The organism is Massilia pinisoli (assembly GCF_024753285.1).
Taxonomy (GTDB): domain Bacteria; phylum Pseudomonadota; class Gammaproteobacteria; order Burkholderiales; family Burkholderiaceae_D; genus Telluria; species Telluria pinisoli.
The window spans coordinates 334264-354625 of the sequence record NZ_JANUGW010000001.1 but is presented as its reverse complement, the minus strand read 5'-3'; the positions used below and the strand labels follow the sequence as shown (position 1 = coordinate 354625).

General features: G+C 66.1%; 17 protein-coding genes. 8 read left to right on the top strand and 9 right to left on the bottom strand.

Translation table 11 applies throughout. From position 1 onward, the window contains the following. Positions 1-64: 64 nt before the first annotated feature. Complete coding sequence (locus NX784_RS01470; protein ID WP_258814902.1) at positions 65-2392, bottom strand: FdhF/YdeP family oxidoreductase; 2328 nt, start codon at positions 2390-2392, stop codon at positions 65-67. Between the two features lie 150 nt (positions 2393-2542). Here NX784_RS01470 and NX784_RS01465 point away from each other — a divergent pair, with 150 nt between their 5' ends. Continuing rightward, entirely contained in the window at positions 2543-3655 is a 1113-nt protein-coding gene (locus NX784_RS01465) for a catalase family protein (protein ID WP_258814900.1), read from the top strand. A 9-nt stretch (positions 3656-3664) separates the two neighbouring features. Beyond that, positions 3665-4504, top strand: a complete 840-nt coding sequence (gene fdhD, locus NX784_RS01460) for a formate dehydrogenase accessory sulfurtransferase FdhD (protein ID WP_258814899.1) — start codon at positions 3665-3667, stop codon at positions 4502-4504. A 9-nt stretch (positions 4505-4513) separates the two neighbouring features. Here the strand turns inward: fdhD and NX784_RS01455 are convergent, their stop codons facing one another. Beyond that, positions 4514-4891, bottom strand: a complete 378-nt coding sequence (locus tag NX784_RS01455; protein WP_258814898.1) for a hypothetical protein — start codon at positions 4889-4891, stop codon at positions 4514-4516. A 165-nt stretch (positions 4892-5056) separates the two neighbouring features. On the opposite strand from NX784_RS01455, the gene NX784_RS01450 reads away from it, so the two are divergent. Beyond that, positions 5057-6826: a hypothetical protein gene (locus NX784_RS01450; protein ID WP_258814897.1), complete on the top strand. Its 1770-nt coding sequence runs from the start codon at positions 5057-5059 to the stop codon at positions 6824-6826. 181 nt (positions 6827-7007) lie between these two features. Then, positions 7008-9389 (top strand): outer membrane beta-barrel protein, encoded by a 2382-nt coding sequence (locus NX784_RS01445; protein ID WP_258814896.1) that lies wholly within the window; start codon positions 7008-7010, stop codon positions 9387-9389. Between the two features lie 21 nt (positions 9390-9410). On the opposite strand, the gene NX784_RS01440 is transcribed toward NX784_RS01445, so the two are convergent. The 4 genes from NX784_RS01440 to copC form a co-directional block, all read right to left on the bottom strand. Next, positions 9411-10613 carry an MFS transporter gene (locus NX784_RS01440; protein WP_258814895.1) on the bottom strand — a complete coding sequence of 401 codons (1203 nt, stop codon included), beginning with the start codon at positions 10611-10613 and terminating at the stop codon, positions 9411-9413. 228 nt (positions 10614-10841) lie between these two features. Continuing rightward, the gene (locus NX784_RS01435) at positions 10842-11678 is read right to left on the bottom strand and encodes a hypothetical protein (RefSeq protein ID WP_258814894.1); all 837 of its coding nucleotides are present in this window, start codon (positions 11676-11678) and stop codon (positions 10842-10844) included. Positions 11679-11837: 159 nt separating this feature from the next. Further along, the gene (locus NX784_RS01430) at positions 11838-12848 is read right to left on the bottom strand and encodes a CopD family protein (protein WP_258814893.1); all 1011 of its coding nucleotides are present in this window, start codon (positions 12846-12848) and stop codon (positions 11838-11840) included. Further along, positions 12848-13213: a copper homeostasis periplasmic binding protein CopC gene (gene copC, locus NX784_RS01425; RefSeq protein WP_258814892.1), complete on the bottom strand. Its 366-nt coding sequence runs from the start codon at positions 13211-13213 to the stop codon at positions 12848-12850. Before copC ends, NX784_RS01430 begins: the two co-directional genes overlap by 1 nt. 279 nt (positions 13214-13492) lie before the next feature. On the opposite strand from copC, the gene NX784_RS01420 reads away from it, so the two are divergent. Beyond that, complete coding sequence (locus NX784_RS01420) at positions 13493-13864, top strand: four-helix bundle copper-binding protein (protein ID WP_258814891.1); 372 nt, start codon at positions 13493-13495, stop codon at positions 13862-13864. Positions 13865-15252: 1388 nt separating this feature from the next. Further along, positions 15253-16734, top strand: coding sequence for a hypothetical protein (locus NX784_RS01415; RefSeq protein WP_258814890.1), 1482 nt, complete (start codon positions 15253-15255; stop codon positions 16732-16734). Between the two features lie 269 nt (positions 16735-17003). Here the strand turns inward: NX784_RS01415 and NX784_RS01410 are convergent, their stop codons facing one another. Then, the gene (locus NX784_RS01410; RefSeq protein ID WP_258814889.1) at positions 17004-18167 is read right to left on the bottom strand and encodes a tyrosine-type recombinase/integrase; all 1164 of its coding nucleotides are present in this window, start codon (positions 18165-18167) and stop codon (positions 17004-17006) included. Positions 18168-18296: 129 nt separating this feature from the next. Here NX784_RS01410 and NX784_RS01405 point away from each other — a divergent pair, with 129 nt between their 5' ends. Continuing rightward, positions 18297-18575, top strand: coding sequence for a hypothetical protein (locus tag NX784_RS01405; RefSeq protein ID WP_258814888.1), 279 nt, complete (start codon positions 18297-18299; stop codon positions 18573-18575). A gap of 101 nt (positions 18576-18676) precedes the next feature. Continuing rightward, positions 18677-19048: a hypothetical protein gene (locus NX784_RS01400; RefSeq protein WP_258814887.1), complete on the top strand. Its 372-nt coding sequence runs from the start codon at positions 18677-18679 to the stop codon at positions 19046-19048. Between the two features lie 47 nt (positions 19049-19095). Here NX784_RS01400 and pnuC read toward each other — a convergent pair whose 3' ends face one another. Next, positions 19096-19740 (bottom strand): nicotinamide riboside transporter PnuC, encoded by a 645-nt coding sequence (gene pnuC / locus NX784_RS01395; RefSeq protein ID WP_441295337.1) that lies wholly within the window; start codon positions 19738-19740, stop codon positions 19096-19098. 75 nt (positions 19741-19815) lie between these two features. Beyond that, positions 19816-20313, bottom strand: a complete 498-nt coding sequence (locus NX784_RS01390) for a pyridoxamine 5'-phosphate oxidase family protein (RefSeq protein ID WP_258814886.1) — start codon at positions 20311-20313, stop codon at positions 19816-19818. Between the last annotated feature and the right edge of the window lie 49 nt (positions 20314-20362).

The window sequence follows — 20362 nt, the reverse complement described above, 5'->3', positions numbered from 1 at the left end:
ATCTATCAAATAATCACAACCTGCGACAGCAATATTTACTTATCGATACCTCAACCGGGGATGATCAGTGCAGCGGACGGTCCGGACCGCCCGTGCGCTCGATCCGGATCGCGATCGATTTCGCGGCCGGCACCTTGCTGTCCTTCGCGTAATGCCACAGCGGAATCAAGGGGTTGCACTCCGGGTAGTAGCCGGCCACGCACCCGGCCGGTACACCGTATTCGACGACGCGCAAGCCTTCGACCGTGCGCGTCACGCCGTCGTCGACCGCGGTGCTGGCCGTGACGATGTCGCCGTCCGCAAGGCCGAGCCGGGCCATGTCGGCGCCGGCCATCAGCAGCACCTTGCGGTCCTGCACGCCCCGGAAACGGTCTTCCAGGCTGTAGATCGTCGTGTTGAACTGGCCGTCGCTGCGCACGGTGAACAGCCGGAGCGCGTCGGCCGGGACGGGCATGTCGGGGTCGGCCGACAGCGTGTCGGGCACGGTGAAATTGGCCTTGCCCGTCGGCGTCTTCCATTCGCGCTTCGCGGCGGCGACGGGTTTGCGGAAGCCGCCCGGCGTCCACATGCGGTCGTTGAAATCGTGGAAGATCTCCGGATACGTCGCGGCGATGGCGTCGCGTACCTTCGCATAGTCGGCGACCCACGCATCCCAGTCGACTTTCGGATTCGGGTCCAGCGCGGCCTTCGCGATGCCGGCGACGATCGCGGGTTCCGACAGCAAGGTGTCCGCCGCCGGTTCGGCGCGGCCGCGCGAGCCGTGCATGCAGCCGGTCGAATCTTCCATCGACACGGATTGCTCGCCGCCGGCCTGGCGGTCGATCTCGATCCGGCCCAGGCAGGGCAGCACGTACGCCGTCTTGCCGTGCACGAGGTGGCTGCGGTTCAGCTTCGTCGAGATCTGCACGGTGAGGGGCAGGGCGCGCCACGCGGTGTCCATCAGCCCGTGTTCGGGGACGGCGCGCACCAGGTTGCCGCCGAGGCTGATCAGCGCCTGCACCTTGCCGGCGCGGATGGCTTCGCACGCCTCGACCGTGTTCATGCCCTTGTCGCGCGGCGGCTCGAAGCCGTACAACTCTTTCAGCTTATCGAGCGGCGCCAGTTCCGGCTTTTCCGTGATGCCGACCGTCCGCTGGCCCTGCACGTTGGAGTGGCCGCGCACGGGGCAGATGCCGGCGCCCGGCTTGCCGATATTCCCCCGCAGCAGCAGGAGGTTCACGAGCATCTGCACGTTCTGCACGCCGTTGCGGTGCTGCGTGAGGCCCATGCCGAACACGCCGATGACGGATTTGGCACGGATGTACGTGCCCGCCGCCTGTTCCATCTGCGCCTGCGTGAGGCCGGCTTCGCGCTCGATCTCGTCCCAGCCGCGGGTGCGCACGGCGGCGGCAAATTCGTCGAAGCCGTGGCAGTGCTCGGCAATGAAGTCGGCGTCGATGGCGCGCGGGCCGCCTTCCGCGACGGCGCGCGCGTCCGCTTCGAGCACGGCCTTGCACATGCCCATCAGCGCCGCCGTATCGCCGCCGGCCTTCACCTGGTGGTACTGGGTGCTGATGACGGTCTCGTGCCCCGTCAGCATTTCCGTGGGCGATTGCGGGTTCACGAAGCTCACGAGGCCCCGTTCGCGCAGCGGGTTGAACGTGACGATGGGGACACCGCGCTTCCTCGCATCCTGCAACTGGTGCAGCATGCGCGGGCTGTTGACGCCCACGTTCTGGCCGAAGAAGAAGATGCAGTCCGTGTGGTCGAAGTCGTCCAGCACGACGGTGCCGATCGGCACGCCGATCGTTTTCGGCAGCGCCACGGACGTGCTCTCGTGGCACATGTTCGAACTGTCGGGCAGGTTGTTGTTGCCGTACATCCGTGCCAGCAGCTGGTACATGTACGACGTCTCGAGCGAGGCGCGGCCCGAGCTGTAGAACACGACGTTCTTCGGGTCCATCCTGCGTAGCTCGGCGCCGATCTCGGCGAATGCGCGCTCCCACGTGATTTCGACGTAGCGGTCCAGCGCGCCGTCGTAGCGCATCGGCACGGTGAGACGGCCCGCCGCCTCCAGCTCGTGGTCGTGCCACGTTTCCAGCTCGCGCAAGGTGTGGCGCTGGAAGAAATCGGCGCCGATGTGCTTGCTCGTTACTTCCCACGCCGTCGCCTTGGCGCCGCTTTCGCAGAATTCCGCCGGATGCGGGTGGGCCGGCTTGGCCCAGGCGCAGCTGACGCACATATAGCCGTCCGGCTTGTTCTGATGCGTCAGCAACTGCGAGCCTTCGAACGGGACCCGTTCCTTCAGCAGGATCGTGCCGACTTCCTTCAGCGAGCCCCAGCCGCCGGCCGGGATCTTCGGTTCGTTGGGTTCGCCCGTCTTGCCGGGCGTCTTGCCGCCTTGCTTGCTCATGGTACGACTCCGTGCCGGTGGGGAATGTATTGCCTCAATAGTATGCAGCTTGATGCGTGAGCCGGTCGCACGTCTGTTCGGCGCTGCACAGAGCGCCGCGGGGATTCCCCGGATGATCGGCACATCATCATCCCAACATTGGAATCCACCATGAACGAGCCAGCAGCGATTGACCCGATCCCGTACGCGCCGGGCTTCGAAACCCCCGAGGACGACGAAGCCCAGACGGCCTTCGACCTGCAGACGACGATGCGCAGCATTTCCACGAAGACGTACGAGGATTCCGGCCGCGCGCTGCGCAGCGTCCACGCGAAAACCCATGGCTTGCTGGTGGGCGAACTCGTCGTCGACGCCGGCCTGCCCGAGGTGTATGCGCAGGGCCTGTTCGCGCGGCCGGGCACGTACCCCGTCGTGATGCGGTTGTCGACGACGCCGGGCGACGTGTTGCCGGACGACGTGTCGACACCGAGGGGCATGGCGATCAAGGTCGTCGGCGTGGCCGGGCCCCGCGTCGAGGGCAGCGAGGACGACGCCACGCAGGACTTCGTGCTCGTCAACGGCCCCGTGTTCGCCTCGTCGACGGCGAAACAATTTCTCGGCGGCGCCAAATTACTGACCGCGACGACGGACAAAGCGCCGAACCTGAAGCGCCTGTTCTCGGCCGCCGCGCGCGGCGCGGAACGCGTGCTGGAAGCGGCGGGTGGAGAGAGCGGCACGTTGAAGGCGCTGGGCGGGCACCCGGAAACGCACCCGCTCGGCGAGACCTATTACAGCCAGGTGCCGATCCTGTACGGTGCCTACATGGCGAAGGTGCAGGTCGCACCCGTGTCGCCCGCGCTCACGGCATTGACGGGCAGCCCCGTCGACTTGAAAGACAGGCCGGACGGGCTGCGTGATGCCGTCGTCGACCACTTCGCGCGCGACGGCGGCACGTGGGCGTTGCGCGTGCAACTGTGTACGGACATCGATGCGATGCCGATCGAGGACGCGGCCGTGGAATGGCCTGAGGCGCAGAGCCCATGGGTGACGGTCGCGCGCGTGCACGCGGAGCCGCAGGCGGCGTATGGCGACGAGCTGGTGCGGCGCATCGACGAGGGCATGCAGTTCAACCCGTGGCATGCGCTGGCCGCGCACCGGCCGCTGGGTTCCATCATGCGGGTGCGCAAGGCCGTGTACGCGATGTCGAAGCGGTTCCGCGCGGAGCGCACCGGCATCGAGATCACCGAGCCGCGCGATCTCGACGGCTTGACGCCTCTGGTATGATCGCAGCCGATGAAGACACCCCACGATCCCGCGGACGACGCGCTGCCGGCGCCGGCCCATGCGCGGCGCGTGCTGCGCATGCGCGCGGGCGCTCTCGGCCAGGTGGACGACGTACTCATCGACGAGGTGCCCATCGCGCTCGTCTATAACGGGATCTCGCACGCCGTCATGATGGCGACCCCGGCCGACCTGGAGGAATTCGCGCTCGGCTTTTCGCTGAGCGAGGGCCTGATCGCCGACCCCGGCCAGTGCTACGGCATCGAGGTGGAGCGGGGCGCCGGTGGCATCGCCGTCCATCTGGAGATCGCCAGCGGCGCGTTCATGGCGCTGAAGGAGCGCCGGCGCAACCTCGCCGGACGCACGGGCTGCGGCTTGTGCGGCGTCGACAGCCTCGACCAGGTGTGCCGTACCTTGCCGGCATTGCCGCCCGCGCGGGGTTTCACGGCGTCCGGCGTGCGCCGTGCGCTCGCCGCGATCGGCGACCACCAGCCGCTCACGCACCGTACGGGCGCGGCGCACGCGGCCGCGTGGTGCGGCATGGACGGCGTACTACGCATCGTGCGCGAGGACGTCGGCCGCCACAACGCGCTGGACAAGGTGATCGGCGCGATGGCGCGGGGCCGCGTCCGGCCCGCCGACGGCTTCCTGTTGATCACGAGCCGCGTCAGTTTCGAGATGGCGCAGAAGGCGGCCGCGACGGGCGTCGCCGTGCTCGTCGGGATGTCCGCACCCACGCTGGCTGCGGTCGACCTGGCCGACCGGGCCGGCATGACGTTGCTCGCTTTCGCGCGCGGCAATGACTTCGTCTGCTACACCCATGCCGACCGCCTGGACGTGGGCGCCGGCTGATCTCTGCGTTCAGGCCGACACGAGCGCCAGCAAAGCCGCGCGGTCGGCCGCCTGCTGGCGCTGCGCCGTCACGCGGTCCCACAGCAGGAACATGCCGTAGGCCCATTGCGCAACCAATTCCGCCTCGCCGGCCGGCCGCACCGCCGCGTCGCCGACGAGCCGCTCGATTTCCGCGCGGGCGAGCGCCGTCACCTGCTCGTAGTTCCACGCGCCTTTCGGCAGCATCTTCTGGCGCGCGCGGTAGCGGCGGGCCCGTTCGGCGTCGGACAGCTTGTCGTCCTTCGGCGGACGGCCGCGCTTCTTCGCCTGCGCCGCGTCGAGCGGCAATTCGATCGTGCTCAGGTCTTCCGGTTGCTTCATGGTGCGGTCGAGAATGGTCGTGCTCACATTATTCGTGACGCATTTCAATAAAGCAAGTTCGATGTCGCCAGCCGGAATAGTAGGCAGTTGAAATCGATTTCGCTAGAATGGACAAGTTATACCTTCGTCAATTCTTGTTGGGAGTCCGGCATCGTGGTATCACGCTATAAACGGACGGCGGCGGCCGTCGGAATGCTCTGTGCCCTCGTGGGCGGCGCCTGTGCGGCAGAGAAGACGGGCACGGAAGCGAGTCCGCAAAGCATCGTCGTCACGGGGCAGCGCGGCACGTCCGCCTGGGTGCGCGCCGAGAGCGATCACGTTGTCGTTCTGTCGGATGCGCCCCGCGCCGACGTCGCCCGGCTCGTCGAGCACCTGGAGCGCCTCGATGCCCTGCTGCGTGCGTACACGGATGGCTATCGCATGACGGACGCGGGCACGGAGCCGAAGCTGCGCCTCGTCTACCTGGACGACGAGCGCGACCTCGATCGCGTGGCGGCGCGCCGCCCGGCCAACGGCATCGGTCTGTTCCGCGACTGCACCGACGGCACCCAGGGCTTCCTCGTGCGCACGTCGCCGCTGCAAGACATCGCCGACGACAAGCTGGACAAGGCGCCGCTCGACGAAGGCCTGTCGTACGTGTCGCTGGCGTATGCACGGAACTTCCTGTACCGCCACACCGACGTGCGCCGGCCATCCGCATGGATCGAAGGCTTCGCGAACTATTTCGCGAGCGTTCGTTTCGGCAAGAACCAGATGGTGATCGGGCGGATTCCGCCAGGCGTGGGCCGTTATTTCTACTTCCTCGACCAGGGCCGTCGTTACGAGCTGGACTACAAGGATGTGCTGGGCACGGACCCGCTCGCCAACCTCGGCGGGTCGCGCGCCCTGGCCGCGAGCATCGAATTCGAAGCGCGCGCGTGGATCCTCGCGCACTACATCCTCGGCACCAGCGAACGGCGCCAGAACCTCGGGCCGTTCCTGAATGCGATTCACAACGGCGTCGACCCGGCGGCCGCGCTGCATACGGCGTTCGGACTCGACGTCGACGACGTGAGCACCACGCTGTGGCGCTACCGGCGCACGGCCGTCGAGGTGAAGCGCGTGGAACAGATGCCGGGCGCGCGACCCGACGTCGCCATCTCGACGATGTCCTCGACGTCGGGCAACTTCATGCTGGCCGACGCCGCGCTGAAAGCCTGCCCGGCCCGCGCCCAGGGCGAAACCCTGCTGCGCACGCTGACGGCCGACGCGGGCGCCGTGCCGAACGTGGAAGCGGGCCAGCGGGCGCTGAACCGCGCCCGCGTCGACTGGGGCGATCCCGCGACGGCGCTGCCGTGGCTGGAACGGATGGCACGCAGGGCCGACGCCGACACCGACGTACTGGTGCTGCAGGCGCGGGCGCATCTGAAGGTGGCGCGCGGCCTGGATGCGGGCGCGCGCGGCGCCCACCTCGACGCCGCCCGCGCGAGCCTGTCCCGTGCGCGTGCGCGCGAGCCGGGCTCGGGCGCCGTCGCGCTGGCGACGCTCGACCTGTCGCTGCTGACGGACGCCCAGCCCAGCCGCGCTGCGCTGGACGGCGTGCTGGCCGCCTGGCGCGCCGCGCACGATTCGGCGCCGCTCGCGCGTGCCGCGGTGCTGGCATACTGCTACCTCGTCGATGCGCCCCATGCCGAACACATCCTGCGCGTGCTCGCGGAAGACAAGCGCGATCCGGAGACGGCCGCGTGGGCCGTGCAGTTCCAGCGCCGTCTCGATGCCGGCCTGACGCTCGCTGCGATCACGACGGAGATGCGCCAGGCGCCGCCGGCGCAAGGCGTCAGTGATTGGACGATCGACCAGCTGAGCGTCATGCGCGACGTCGAATACAACGCCGGGCTGGAGGATGCACAGGGCGCCATCAGCCAGCTGATGCATAACCCGGACCCGACCAAGGCCCTGCAGAACGCGCCCGTGTCCAAGTAAGTTCGATCGTTGGAACTTTAGCCGGCCGCCGCGGGAATACGGAAAAGCAGCGGCCGGCTCCCGCGGCGCGGCACCGCACTGTCTTGACATCCGCTCAAGGCGATGAGTGTTTGGTGCCGCCGTCATCCGGGTGGTCGTCGCCGCGTTACGTTCATACACGGCATTTCAAAACCACCGATCGATGATTTCCATTACCAGCGCGGCACGCCGCGCCATCTCCGACGCGCACGCACTGCGCGTCCTGCCAGCCCTGTTCCTCACCTGTTTTACTGTCCCGCTGTATGCACAGACGGCCGCGCCCGAACCCGTGCGCACGAAGCCGGCCGCCACCACGTCGAAGACCGCCGACGGCGCCCAGGCGACGAAAGCGCCGGCGAGCGGCGACGACGGCGTGGCGACCGTCGAAGTCGTCGCCACCCGGCCGACGAACAAGGTCGACCGCGATGTCTACGACCTGAAGAACGACATCAGCGTCAGCAATGCCTCCGCCGCGGATATCCTGAACAACGTCCCCTCCGTCACCGTCGACCAGGACGGCAACGTGGCGCTGCGCGGCAACCAGAACGTGCAGATCATGGTCAACGGCAAGCGCGACGCGCAGTTCCAGGGCCAGAACCGGGGTGACGTGCTGAACGCGTTCCCGGCCGAGTCCATCGAGTCCGTCGAGGTCATCAACGTGCCGGGCGCGGAGTTCGGCAACGAGGGCGGCAGCGGTCCCATCATCAACCTCGTCCTGAAGCGCAACCGCAAGGCCGGTTCGCGCGCGACGCTCTCCGCCAACAAGGGCACGCAAGGCCGCGGCAACGCGTTCCTGAGCGGCGAGCATGCGGAAGGCCCGTACTCGATCAGCGGCAACCTCGGCGCGGCCGAACGCGTGCGCGACGGCTACAGCGAATCGCAGCGCGAGGACCTCGACCCGGCGACGGGCGCCGTCACCGGCGCGCAGCATGCCGTGAACAATCGCCAGATCACGTCGAAGTCGGTGCACATGGCGTCGACGCTCACGTACAACGTCGGCGACCGCGACCAGGCCGGCGCGACCGTCAGCTACGCGAAGATCAGGAACGAGAGCGATGCCACGGGCATGACGCAGCGCTACGCGGCCGACATGGCACCGCTGGCCGACTACACGACGCATTCGCGCAGCCTGTCGCCGGCCGAGAACTTCGGCATCGGCGCGTCGTATGACCACAAGAGCGGCCAGCCGGGCGAAGACTTGAAATTCGACCTGCGCTACACGGGCCAGAACAATCACGCGGATTCGAACGTCGCGTACGACTACCGGCTGCAGCCGGTGCCGTTCACGGCGAACAGCGTGCGCACGACGGACCGGCGCAACCGCATCCTCGACGTGTCCGTCGACTACGAGCGCAACGTGTGGGACACGTGGCACCTGAAGGCCGGCGCCAAAGTGGCGGACAGCCGGAACGAGAATCCGACGGACTACCTCGCGCAGGATCCCGTGACGGGCGACTACGTGCCGGTGCCGAGCCGGATCAGCGATTTCGAGTCGAACGACCGCAACGCCGCCATCTACGGCATCCTGAGCACGAAGCTGGCGACGAACCTGAGCGTGCAGGGCGGCCTGCGCGGCGAGTACACGACGCTCGACGTGCGCCAGCCGCTACTGCAGGAGGAAGACAAATACCGCTACGTGAACTGGCTGCCGAGCTTTTATGCGACGCGCGACATCGGCGCGAACGGCATGCTGCAGCTGCGCATGAGCCGGCGCATCGCCCGGCCCAACGAGCGCGACCTGAACCCGAACCTCGTGTACCTGAGCGACTTCAGCGCACGCCAGGGCAATCCGCATCTGCAGCCGGTGAACAACGATAACTACGAGGTGGCGTACCGCGACCGGCTGTTCGGCGTGGACAGCAGCTTCGTGCTGTTCAAGCGGCGCGAGTCGCCCGTGGTCGGCAACCGCAGCTATGCGTTAGCACCGGATCCGAACGTGATTGCGACGTCGCCGATCAACTTCGGCGCCAACGACGCCGTCGGCGTCGACTTGAATTTCAACGTGCGCCAGTTGTTCGTGTCCGGCCTGTCGGCCAACCTGGGGGCGACGATCGGCAACGAGAAGCGCCAGCGCATCGCCAATTTTGCGACCGACATGACGGGCGTGCAGCAGTCGAACCATCGCGAAAACATCAAGCTGCGGCTCGCCTACCAGGCCGGCCAGGAAGCCCTGCAGCTGAGCGTGAACCGCACGGGCGCCACGTTGAACGGCCAGGGCGTCAACAGCGCCGTCACGATGACAAATTTCACGTGGCGGCACAATTTCGATCCGCGCCTGTCGCTGAACGTGAACGTGTCCAATGTCTTCCACACGGGGACGATGGAAAGCGACGTCGAGAACGAAGTGCTGCGGCTGCACAGCCTGACGACAGGCCAGCCGCGCATCGTCCAGATCGGACTGCGCTACCAGTGGGGCGGCGTGACGGGCGACGACCGCATCCGCAACGGCGGCCGCGGCCCGTTCCGCGGCGGCCCGGAAGGCCGGGGCGGCGAGGGCGGGTTCGGTAACGGCGGGTTTGGCAACGGCGGCGGCCGGGGCTTCTGACCGCGTCGCCGGCGTTCCGCGTCAGCGGCGGCCGAAGAAGGCGAACGCGACGACGATGAGCGCCCCGCCCGCGACGTATGGCGCGGCCGGATGGCACCCGTACAGAAATGCGGCCGCGAGCGGCGCCAGCACGCGTGCGACGGCTTGCCGGGCCTGGTTTGCACCTTGCACCCGTCCTCGCATCGGGTCCGGCGCCGCATTCGCGACGATGGCGTTCATGGCCGGCTGGAACAGGCCGTCGCCGAGCGTGAAGATAGCGATGGCACCGAGCAGTAACACGGACGAGGCCCCGAATGCCGCCCCCGCGATCAGGAAGAAGCCGGCGGCGTTCAGTGCGAGCCCCGCGCGTGCGAGACCGCGCTCCCCGCATGCGGGCAGCAGCAACCGGGTCGCGATGCCTTGGCTGAGTAAATCCATGACGCCGACGAGAAACAACACCGTGCCGATTCGGGGCGGATCGTAGTGCCTGGCGTCGCTGAGGAAGACCGTGATGTTCGCCTGCAGCATCGTGCCCGCGAGATAAAACAGGAACATGGTCGCAAGCGCGCCACGCAGCGACGGGCAGCGGAGCGCATCCGGCAGCGGCGCCATCGGATTCGCCAACGGCATCTTGACGGGTGGCGATTGGCGCCGCTGCACCGCGCCCGCAGGTATCGCGACGCCAATCCACGCCGCGTTTGCCGCCGTCACCGCGGCGGCCAGCAGCATCGGCGTGCGCAGCGACATGGACGCCGCCCATCCTCCCAGCACGGGCCCGAGCATGAATCCGAGGCCGCCGGCAGCGCCCAGCAGGCCGTACGTCCGGGCGCGTCCTTCGGGCCGCGTGACATCGGCCGCGTAGGCGTACACGGCGCTGACTCCGCCTGCGGTGAGGCCGCCGACGATGCGCCCGGCCCACAGCATCGCGAGTGAGTCGCCGAGACCGATGACGAGGTAGCCCGCCGCGGCGCCCAGTAACGAGAGCAATACGACGGCGCGCCGGCCGATCCGATCGCTCCATGCGCCGAGCACGGGCGCCGCGATGCACTCGCATAGCGCGTAGACGGCGATCACGAGCCCCACGACAAGTGGTACGCGATCCGCGACCGCGTAGCCTCCGACGAGGAACGGAATGACGGGATCGATCAGCGTGAAGCCGACGGCATTCAGGAAGACGGAAACGAAAAGCACGCCGGTGCGCAGGTTTGCGGGCGTGGGAAGTGCGGTGTCGCGGGTAGTGTCCATGGTGGGCTCCGATCCTTCAATGAGGATTCATCCGGAGCGCGGAGCGGTCGGCACGAGCACCACGGACGAATCCATACGCGATTGCGATGGAATCGTCGGGGGAACTCATGCATGGCACGGAACAGAACTTCCCGGTGGGAAGGGCTTGGGCCTACCCAGACCAAGCCTGCCTTTTTCGACCGGGCGAGTATGGAGGGCGGCGGCCGCGTTTGTCAAGCGGCCGCCCGCTCACGGCGACGGCCGCAGCGCGATGCCGTGCTCGAACAGGCGCGGCAGCCAGGCGTGCTCGAAGATGCGGCGGAAGCCGAGGTTCGTGGGATGCATCTCGTTGGCCCAGTAATCGCGGTACGTGCCGTCGCGCGGCAGGATGCCGCGGCTGTCGATGTACACGACGCCGGGGATCGACGCGGCGAGCGGGCGCAGCAGGTCGTCGTTCAGCCGGTCGATGAGGTTGCGCGCGATTTCATCCCGCAGTGCCATGTCTGGCGGCACGCCGCGCCTGTCCATCGCGGGCGCCAGCCACGGGCCGGCGTGGATCAGGCCGAACTCGAAGCCGCGGCCATCCGGGATCGGGTAATCGTAGCCGTGCACGAAGATCGGCGGCGGCGTGGGCTTGTCGCGCTTGGCGAAGCGGATGCTGGCGATCAGCCGCGTGAGCGACTGCTGGAGCCGGAACAGCATGGCGTCCATGCCGTCGCCGTCGACCCAGCCCTCGGCGTCGGTGCCGGGCGGGCAATGGTCGCGCAGCGCCAGGTCGACGTCGACGGCGTCGTTGCCCGCGCCGCTGATGTAGAACTCCGAGAACACCTCGACGAAGCCTGGCCGTAGAAAATGCTCGACCGTGTCGGCATACTTGCCTTCGCCGACGTAATCCTTCAGCCGCGCGCCGTTGTAGCCGACGAGCTGGATGTTGCGATGGTCGTCCGACAGGGCGCGGTGATTGATCATCGTGCCGAGGATGTTGTTGTTGACGTACCAGAACCAGGAATCGCCGATGGCAAGCGCGGACGGATAGCCGATGTCGGCGTTGTCCCAGCGTTCCTCGGGTTTGTAGATGTGCGGCATTGCGGCCTCCGTATCGATAGGGCGCGCCTGTTCGATTGCGCGCTGATCTCTATCATGCGGAAGGCTTGACGCAAAATAAAGCGCATTTTGCGGGAGGGGTTCGTGGACGTGCGTGCTGCAATGCCTCGACATTTAACGTGATGCATCACGTGAACAATTTTACGTGTCGTGGATGGCTTTGGCGGTGGAGCGCGGTCGCAGATGCGCGCGGCATTGATGCGTCGAAGTGCCTATATTTGCTCCCCGGGGGGGCGCCGTCGACACGAGCCACGATGCCACGACGACGGTCGCAAGCAGAACCGCCGCCTCGACCAACAAGATGCGCTTGAAGCGGCGTGGGAGCGCCGGCGGTGCTGCATCGTCCGCGGCTTCGGACGAGAGCCATGGTGGCATCACGACAAGGCGGTTGACTCCGCCCAGCAGCACCGCCACGGCCACGAGGAGTAATTTTGCGACCAGAGTGTTCCCATAAGGGGTGCCGACGAGGTCATCGATACTGCGGACGCTCCGCCACGTGGCGTAAAGGCCTGTCACGACAATGCCTGCCAGCGCGGTCGTCGCAGAGTCGGACAAGAACGTTACGTAAACCGCCCGGGCGCGCCGATCGGCCGTGGCCATGGCGCGAGTCGCACGCAACATGATCCCGCCGGCCACAATCACTTCGCCGACCCAAAGGTTGATGAGGCCGAGGTGTACCCAGTCGGCCAGCATGCGCACGCTGAAGTCGCCGTCGCTCGCCGCGTGGCTGACCATGCTGCGCGTGTACCAGAATACCGCGAGTGCCGCCACCGCCGCGATGGACGACCATGTCCTTCGGCCATCTCCGATGCCCGCGAGGATGGCGGCAACGGTCAGCGCGGCAAACCCGACGCCCCAGGCTAGCCCGAGATGCGTGGAGGTCGCCATCGTCCACGTGGCGTTGCTGGCCGCGTAGACCGGAACTTCGGCCATTGCGGCCGATTCCATCCAGAGCCAGACGATGTCGGACGCCAGCGCGACGACGGCGCCGGCAAGCGCGACGCTGCGCACCGGCCGGCGCCGCATGTCGGCCCATCCGGAAGGGTGCCGCGCCAGCCACCAATGTGACACAGTCGCGCCGGTGAACACCGCCACGGCCAGGTTCAGCAGTGCAGTGACGAGAGGGTGGGCGGTTTCCAGGCCCGACCCCATCACTTGACCTTGAACGTGAATTCGCCCTTGACCTTATGTCCGTCGTGCGCCATCGCGGACCACAGTACGCGGTATGCGCCTCCAGGCAGCGCCGGCAGCGGCGCCGTCAAGACGGTCGGGTCGGCCTTGTCGACCGTCGCCGCGGCCACACGGATCTCGGTGTTGTGCGGGCCGGTCAGCCTGATCTTGCTGAACGCGGGCTCGAGCGCTTCGTTGAACTTGAGGCGCACCTGCGCCGGTGCCGTGTCGAGCGTGCTGCCCGATCGGGGATCAGACGATTGAAGTGACGCATGTGCGAAGGCGGACGATGTGACGGCACCGGCGAGGCCGAAGGCCGCGACGGCGAAAATGCGTTTGACAGACATATTGGCTCCCGCGCTGCTCAATGAAATGAAAGGCGCATTATCCACGGCGCCGGCAAGGAGGAGGGCGCAAACAGGTAAAAACCAGCCGCCGCTCTTCAATTTGCTTGAATGTTGCGATCCCGTATCGTGCGATGACACGACTTTGCATGATGTTACCGTCGGCCTCGCGCAGCATCCGCCGCTTTCCACTTTCAATCATGGCGCGGGTCGGCACGGCACATCCCGCGACTCCAACTGGGTCCTGAAGGAGTTTCAATCGACATTGACAAGGAGCAGATGATGCAAAACCAACAATACGAATCCTGTATCGAGGCGTGCAACGATTGCGCCGACGCATGCGATACCTGCGCGGCGGCATGTCTCAAGGAAGACGATGTGAAGATGATGGCGCGCTGCATCGCGCTCGACATCGATTGTGCCCAGTTGTGCCGTCTGGCCGCTGCCGTGATGGTGCGCGGCGGCGAGGCGGCGTCGGCTATTTGCCAGGCGTGCGCCGACGTGTGCGACATGTGTGCGGACGAGTGCAGCAAGCATGACGCACAACACTGCCAGGACTGCGCCGCCGCATGCCGCCGCTGCGCGGCCGAATGCCGCAATATGGGTGGCATGGGTGGTGGCCGGACGACGGGCATGGGCGCGGGAGCACATTGAGGGCTGCCGGGAAACGGCGCGGTCAGGAAAGGCCCGTCGCGTGCGGGCTTTTTTTTGTGATGCGTCACGCAGGCTGGATCGGAGGCGGGTTGGTACGCGGCGTGTCGTCCTGCACGTGCAAAAACACGTGACGGTCGCGGAGCTCGGCCTCACGCGCTTCAGACGCGTGATCTCTGGAACACACCAGGGTACCCGTGAGCGACCCGTGAGCGCATCGCGGACAACGCGTTCGCTGCGGCGTAGGCGGCGCGCCAGCTGGGACAGTGAGATCCCGGTGACGTAGAATGCGAACTCGGCGGGATTGCCGTATCTCAGGGTTGGGTCGCGCATAGCGTGGTCAATTTTCCGTGTTAAACAGGTTCCTAGCCTGGAAGTCGAATTACGCATAATCTATATTATGTCAAATATGATCCGCGCTTGTATCGTGCCTGGCTGCATTGCCCTCACCGACGGGGTAAACCCATTGATCTGCCCGGTCACGCCCAGGCTGCCCGATCCGGTACCGTAGCCGGTTCGGCTATCGTTTTCTGGTGAGGCCACCGGCAGCGCAGACCCGTCCGGCGCTGTGTGGTGTTGGCGGTCCGAGGCCAGCAGCCGCTTGCATGCGTGGATTCTCGCCGGGTCCGAGCCGTTCCGCGCGCCTCTCGATACGCCTGGACTTCGTCCGCGGATCGCCCTGTGCGTTGGCTCCCGGGCGCACCCGTCCCACAGTCGCGCCCGCCAGCGCCTCGGCGCAAACGTTCAGCCCGATGTCGGCAGCGCCGACATCGGGCCCATGACCTATGCGGTTGCGGCGCGACTGGCGAACGCTGCCTGAGCCGGCGCAACGAAAATGGCGTTCAGTCAGGCGAACGGACGCGCGGCTCAGCAGCGGCCGAGTTCCTCTAGCCGGCCGATCGAGAGAACGACAGGTTCGCGGTCGCCGGTGTTGGGAGCTCGGAGTCCGCAGATCACCCAACGCCGCTGGCGAGCGCCCTTGCTGGCACCACGTGGCGAACGTCACCGGGCAGAACGCTCGCCAGCGCGGCGCTTATGGCGCATCCATGATCCGGATCATGTCCCTCGTGTCGAAAAAACGCGGAGGCGGCGAACTAAATAATCGACATTACGGAACATATTGTCGATTTAAATAAATAGGGATGCTTGACGAAAATCTGAAACACATCGAACACGAACATCACCACACGCTTCGCGGACAACATTCCCCAGCCACACCGCCCGCATTCGGACTCCTGACCGCTGTCAATAACGTTCGGCCCATTTGTAACGATAGTGAATGGCGCCCGAATTTAGTGCGGGCCGGTTGACGTTACTCTGCAAAAAGATTCAATCGGACGTCCTATTGTCTCCGGCGCTGCAAGTCATTTCAATGAACCAGGAGTGATGCCGTGAAACTATCGTCAGTAGAAATCGGGAACCAGTTGGAGGCCTCCGCCCCGCATGTCAGGACCGTCGAAGTCATGCTGCAAGAGATGGAAAATAATCCGCCCCCTGCTCCTCGCGCAATTGCGCAGGGAAAATCGAAGCCATTCCTCCCTACCATGCCGGCCGACGAATACGAGGAATTGAAGGCGACGCTGCTGGCACGCGGCCCGGCCGCCGAAAAGCCTTCCGAATTCGAAGCGGAGGCGCTGCCGCATGCCCCTGTCATCCTCGTCGGCCCGAACGTGCCTGGTGCGACCGATGTGGACGGATTGATTCCGCCGGACACCCACGGCGCCGTCGGTCTCGACCATTTTGTCGAAGTCACCAATTCGCACGTCGATATATTTGTTCGGACGAATCCGAGCCAGCGCACCAGTATTTCCCTCGCGGCCTTTTTCGGTTATAGCGCCCGCGTATTATTCGATCCGCGCGCCGTCTATGACAGCACCTGGAATCGCTGGATCGTCACGGCCGATGCATTTCAGGAATCGACGAGCCGTCAATTGTTTTTCGTCGCCATTTCCACGACGCCAAATCCGCTCGGCTCCTATTTTATCTACGCGCTGAACGTGACGTTCAACGCGGGCGATTTCTGGGATTATCCGCAACTCGGCATGGATCAGGATGCCGTCATCGTGACGGCCAACGTGTTTACGTCGTCCGGCGGATTCAGGGGCGCCGACATGTTCGCGGTCGCGAAAGCGCGCCTTTACAATGGCCTTGGATTTTCCGTTCCGGTCTTCACGGGCCTGCGCGCCACGCTGGCGCCGCCCATTGTGCTGGATCAGAACGCGAAAACCTTCCTGATCGCCGCGTCAGGCGGCAGCGCGCTGAGCTTGTATGCGCTCACCAATTCGAGCAGGCCGAACGCCATCCAGTTGATGGGTCCCGTGAATATCTCGGTGCCGTCGTACACCGCCCCGCCCCCTGCTCCACAACCCGGTACCAATGCGAAGCTCGATACCCTCGACGGCCGCTTCGTCAACGCGAGTACCCAGATCGGCAATTTCCTGTGGCAGGTGCACACCGTCAACCTCGTCGGTTACGCGGCGCCGAAGTTCTACCAGATCAATACCGCGACGAATTCGGTCGCGCAAAGCGCGTTCTTCTTCGGCACGTCGACGTCGTTCGATTTCAATGCCTCGATCGCGGCCAATGGCGCCAACGACGTGTTCGTGACCTGGACGATGACCGATCCGCCAAACGGTACCAACGCCCAGGTGCGTTTTTCCGGCTATGACCACAACAACGGAGGGACGTACGTGCTCAGCCCGGGCACGGCGGCCTTTACGAGCCCAACCTCGTTCGGCGGCGGCCGCTGGGGCGACTATTCGGCCGTGACGGTCGACCCGCGCAACGGCCGGCGCGCTTGGCTCGTCAACGAGGATATTCTCTCCAACCATGATTGGGGCAGCCGTATCGTCGGCATCGGCTTCGCGTCGTGACATGTGGGCGGGCGCGCCACCCTGCCCGCCCATTGGTCGCATGCCTTCACCCGATGCTACTGACGTAGGCGATGTGGACGGGCATGAACCGCCCCTCGGCGACGGTGACGGTTTGCGTGGGGGGCATGCGGATAGATCGCTGTGCACCTCGGCGATGGTCCGATCAAGGCCTGGTAAGCGTGTGCCCTGCTTCCGTCGACGGCACGCCGATCGTTCGTGCCGATATTCAGTATAGCGAATGTGCACGGCGCGCGACCCGCGCAGCGGACTTACAGGATGCCGCGTCCATTCACGGAAGCGATGATCTCGTCGTAGCGCTCATTGTCCGTCTTGTGCAGGTAGGCGGCCGTCGTCGCGATGTTCGCGTGGCCCGCCGTGTCCTGCAGCGTCTTCAGTTGCACGCCGTTGTTCGCATGGTTCGTCAGCATGCTGTGGCGCAGCCAATGTGCCGAGGCCTGGCGCAATGTGGCGGCCGTGTCCGCGTCGCCGCGCGTGGCAGCAGCAGTCGCCGCATCGGCGAAGATCGCCTTGATGGCTTCCGCCGCCGCTTCGTCGGTAATGCGCGCGAGGGCGCGGCTGCGGCTCGACAGGACGAGCGGCGTACGGTCGGTCCGGCTCGTCTGCGGAGGTAGCTCGAATGCTTCGCGATATGCGCGGTACGCGTCCAGCATGGCGGGCGGCACCGGCAGGCGGCGCGGTTTGTTGCCCTTGCCAACGACGTCCAGCCACCAGCGGTCGTTGCCTTCCGTGTAGATGGAGCCCATTGCCGCGCCGACGATCTCGTTCAGGCGCGCGCCCGTGTGCGCGAACGCCACGAGCAGGAAGCGGTCGCGCGCACGCCGCTTCATCGCGGCCGGCGTGTCGGCAAGGCGGGTCGCGACGGTGTCGAGCGCCAGTCCGATCGCGGTCTGTGTCAGGTAGCGGGTGATGCGGCTCGCTGTCGGCGTCCGTACGTTGCGCACGAGCGCGCCCGGATTGCGGCGCAGGTAGCCCGTCTGCTCGGCGAAGCCCATCAAGCCCTTCACGGCGATCAACGCCTGACGCCGGCTCGCATCGGACAACGGTCCCGTAAATGGCCGGTAACGAGGGTCGGTCCGCGGCCATTTCGTCGTCGACACCCAGTCGGGCGGCGGATCCTTGAGGAATTCCTTGTACGCGTTCAGGTCGGCGACGTTCAGCTGCACGAGTGTCTTGCCGGCTTCTTCGCGGCACCAGGTCAGGAAACGGAACAATTCCTTCTGCGTATTCTGGATCGACTTGGCGCTCAGTTCGCCGTGGGCGATGAATTCGCGCGCCAGATCGATGTCGGTCGTCGCCTCGGTGATCGCGTCGTCGAGTTGGCGGTACATCTTGACGTGCAGCCGGCTGCTGGCGCCGGTCGCGATCTGTTCCGGTGACGTGGGGCCAAGATCGATGGGTGTGAAGTTGGGCATGGTGGTTCGTGGCGATACTGTGTTTATATACAGTATAACACTCGGCCGCGCACGCTTGAACACCGTTTGCAGGCCGGCCGCGCCTACGGGACAATGGTCCTGACGACGCGCAAACCGAAAGGAGCTTGCATGACCATCACGGTAAAAAACACGACGCCCGATACGACGCGGGTCACCTTGTTCGGCGAATTGCGGAACGGCAGTTTCGATGCCCGCATCATGGCCGAGACGGACGTGCCCTATACGCGCTGCTGGGACGACCAGATCGAACAGCGGATCATCTATATCCAGCCCGATCCGGACCAGTTGAAGGCGATCCTAGTCGCCCTCAACGAGCGGCGCCTCTCGCTGGAGCAATTGCAGGAGTTCGGGAGCGTGAGCGGCGGTACGTCCGAGATTCCCATCTGAGCATTCGCGCCGGCATCCTACACGCACGCGCAGCGCGTGCCGACAGCCGGCGCTCGCTCACGCGGCGACAATCGCTCATCGACCACGGACCAGGAGGCGAGATGAACACACCATCGACGAACGGCGGCACAGGCCCGCAGAACGAACAAGCGGCGACGATCGGCGTCGGCAACCCGACGAGCGGCGAGGAAGGCAGCACCCTCACTCACGAGACGATGGCCGAGACGGGCGGCAGCGGCGGCCCTGCCCTGACGAAACCCCGTCCCGAGGAAGAGGCACCGTCGGCGTGCGGCAACCGCCAGCGCGCGTCAAGCGATGACGCCGAGGGCGCGGGCACGGCCGCGACGGCCATCAACCGCGGCTACCAGGACACGCGCAGCCGCCAGGCCAGCCCGGGATCGACGGGACTCGGCGCCCCGGAAACGGGCGGCAACCAGGACGAGGACGACCTCGCGCCGCCGCGGCGGGGCTGAAGCACGCGCGCGCCGCGTGCACGGCGCCTTCGCGCGCGTTGCGTCGTTCAAGACCAGGAACGTTCGGACGACAGCGCACCGGTCGCCGGGGCTGCGTCCGCGCGCGGCGTCGCCAGCCGATACCAGTTGCGCCACGACACCATGGCATTGACCCAGAAGCCAGCGTACAGCACGGCCGTCAGCGTGAGGCCGCGGCTGAAATACAGCGGTGCGGCGATGCTGTTGACGAGCAGCCAGAATGCCCAGTTCTCGACGCGGCGCTGCATCATGAGGATCTGGCCGATGACGGAAAAGACGAGCACGGCCGAATCGAGGAAAGGAGCGTACGCGTTCGTCGTGAAATGGAGCAGCGCGCCATAGCCCGCCGTGGCGACGGCACCCAGTGGCACTGTCCACGCGAGGTTCGCGACGCTGGCATGCGTGATCGGCAGCGGATCGCCATGGTCGCCGCGCGCCCATTTCCACCAGCCCGCGACGCTCGTCGCCACGAAAAAGCCCTGCAGTGCCACGTCCGCATACAGCCGGCTCTCGGCGAACAGGATGGCGAACAGCGTGCAGCCCACGATGCCCGTCCACCACGTATGGACGTTGTTGCGGCCGGCCAGCACGATCGCGACGGCGGTCATGCCGTTCGCCGCCCATTCCAGCGGCGCCGTCATCGCGTCCTGCCCTGCCCGTCCCGTTTCATGCACGCTCCCCGAAGAAGCGTGTACTGTACGCCAGGCCACAGGTTCATTGCAAGGCAGGCATCCCGCGCCGCCGGGGTGTTACAGCTTCAACGTCCGGTGTTCCGCGTCCATGTCGGGGCGGGTGCCCGTCATGGCCGCTTTTGCGTAGGCGAACATGCGGACCATCTTGCTGTCGTTGGAATCCCAGTATTCGGCCGAATGCGGCTCGACGCGGATCAGCACGGCATGCTCGTCGTCCGGGCCGGCGGGAAACCATGCCTGCGCGCCCGTGTTCCACATGGCGCGGATGCGCTCGCGGTCGACGACCCGTTCCGCGAGGCCGCTCACGGAGACGAACAGGCTGTCTTCCGGCTTCGCGAACGACAGGTTGACTTGGGGCCGGTGCCCGATGCAGTCCCACAGTGCGGTCTGCGTCGACGTGAAGAACCAGATGCCGCCGCCGTCGTCGACCTCTTCCTGTGTCATCGGCTGGCTCAACAAATGGCCGTGCTCGTCCTGCCATGTGAACATAGGGAAGCGGACTTCCTTGATCCGCGATGTCAAATCGGCGATGGCCTGCGTGTCGTGTGTGCTCATGTTGGGTCCTCGTGCGGATGGAAGCGCCATCGTAGCGCGCGCCCGTCCG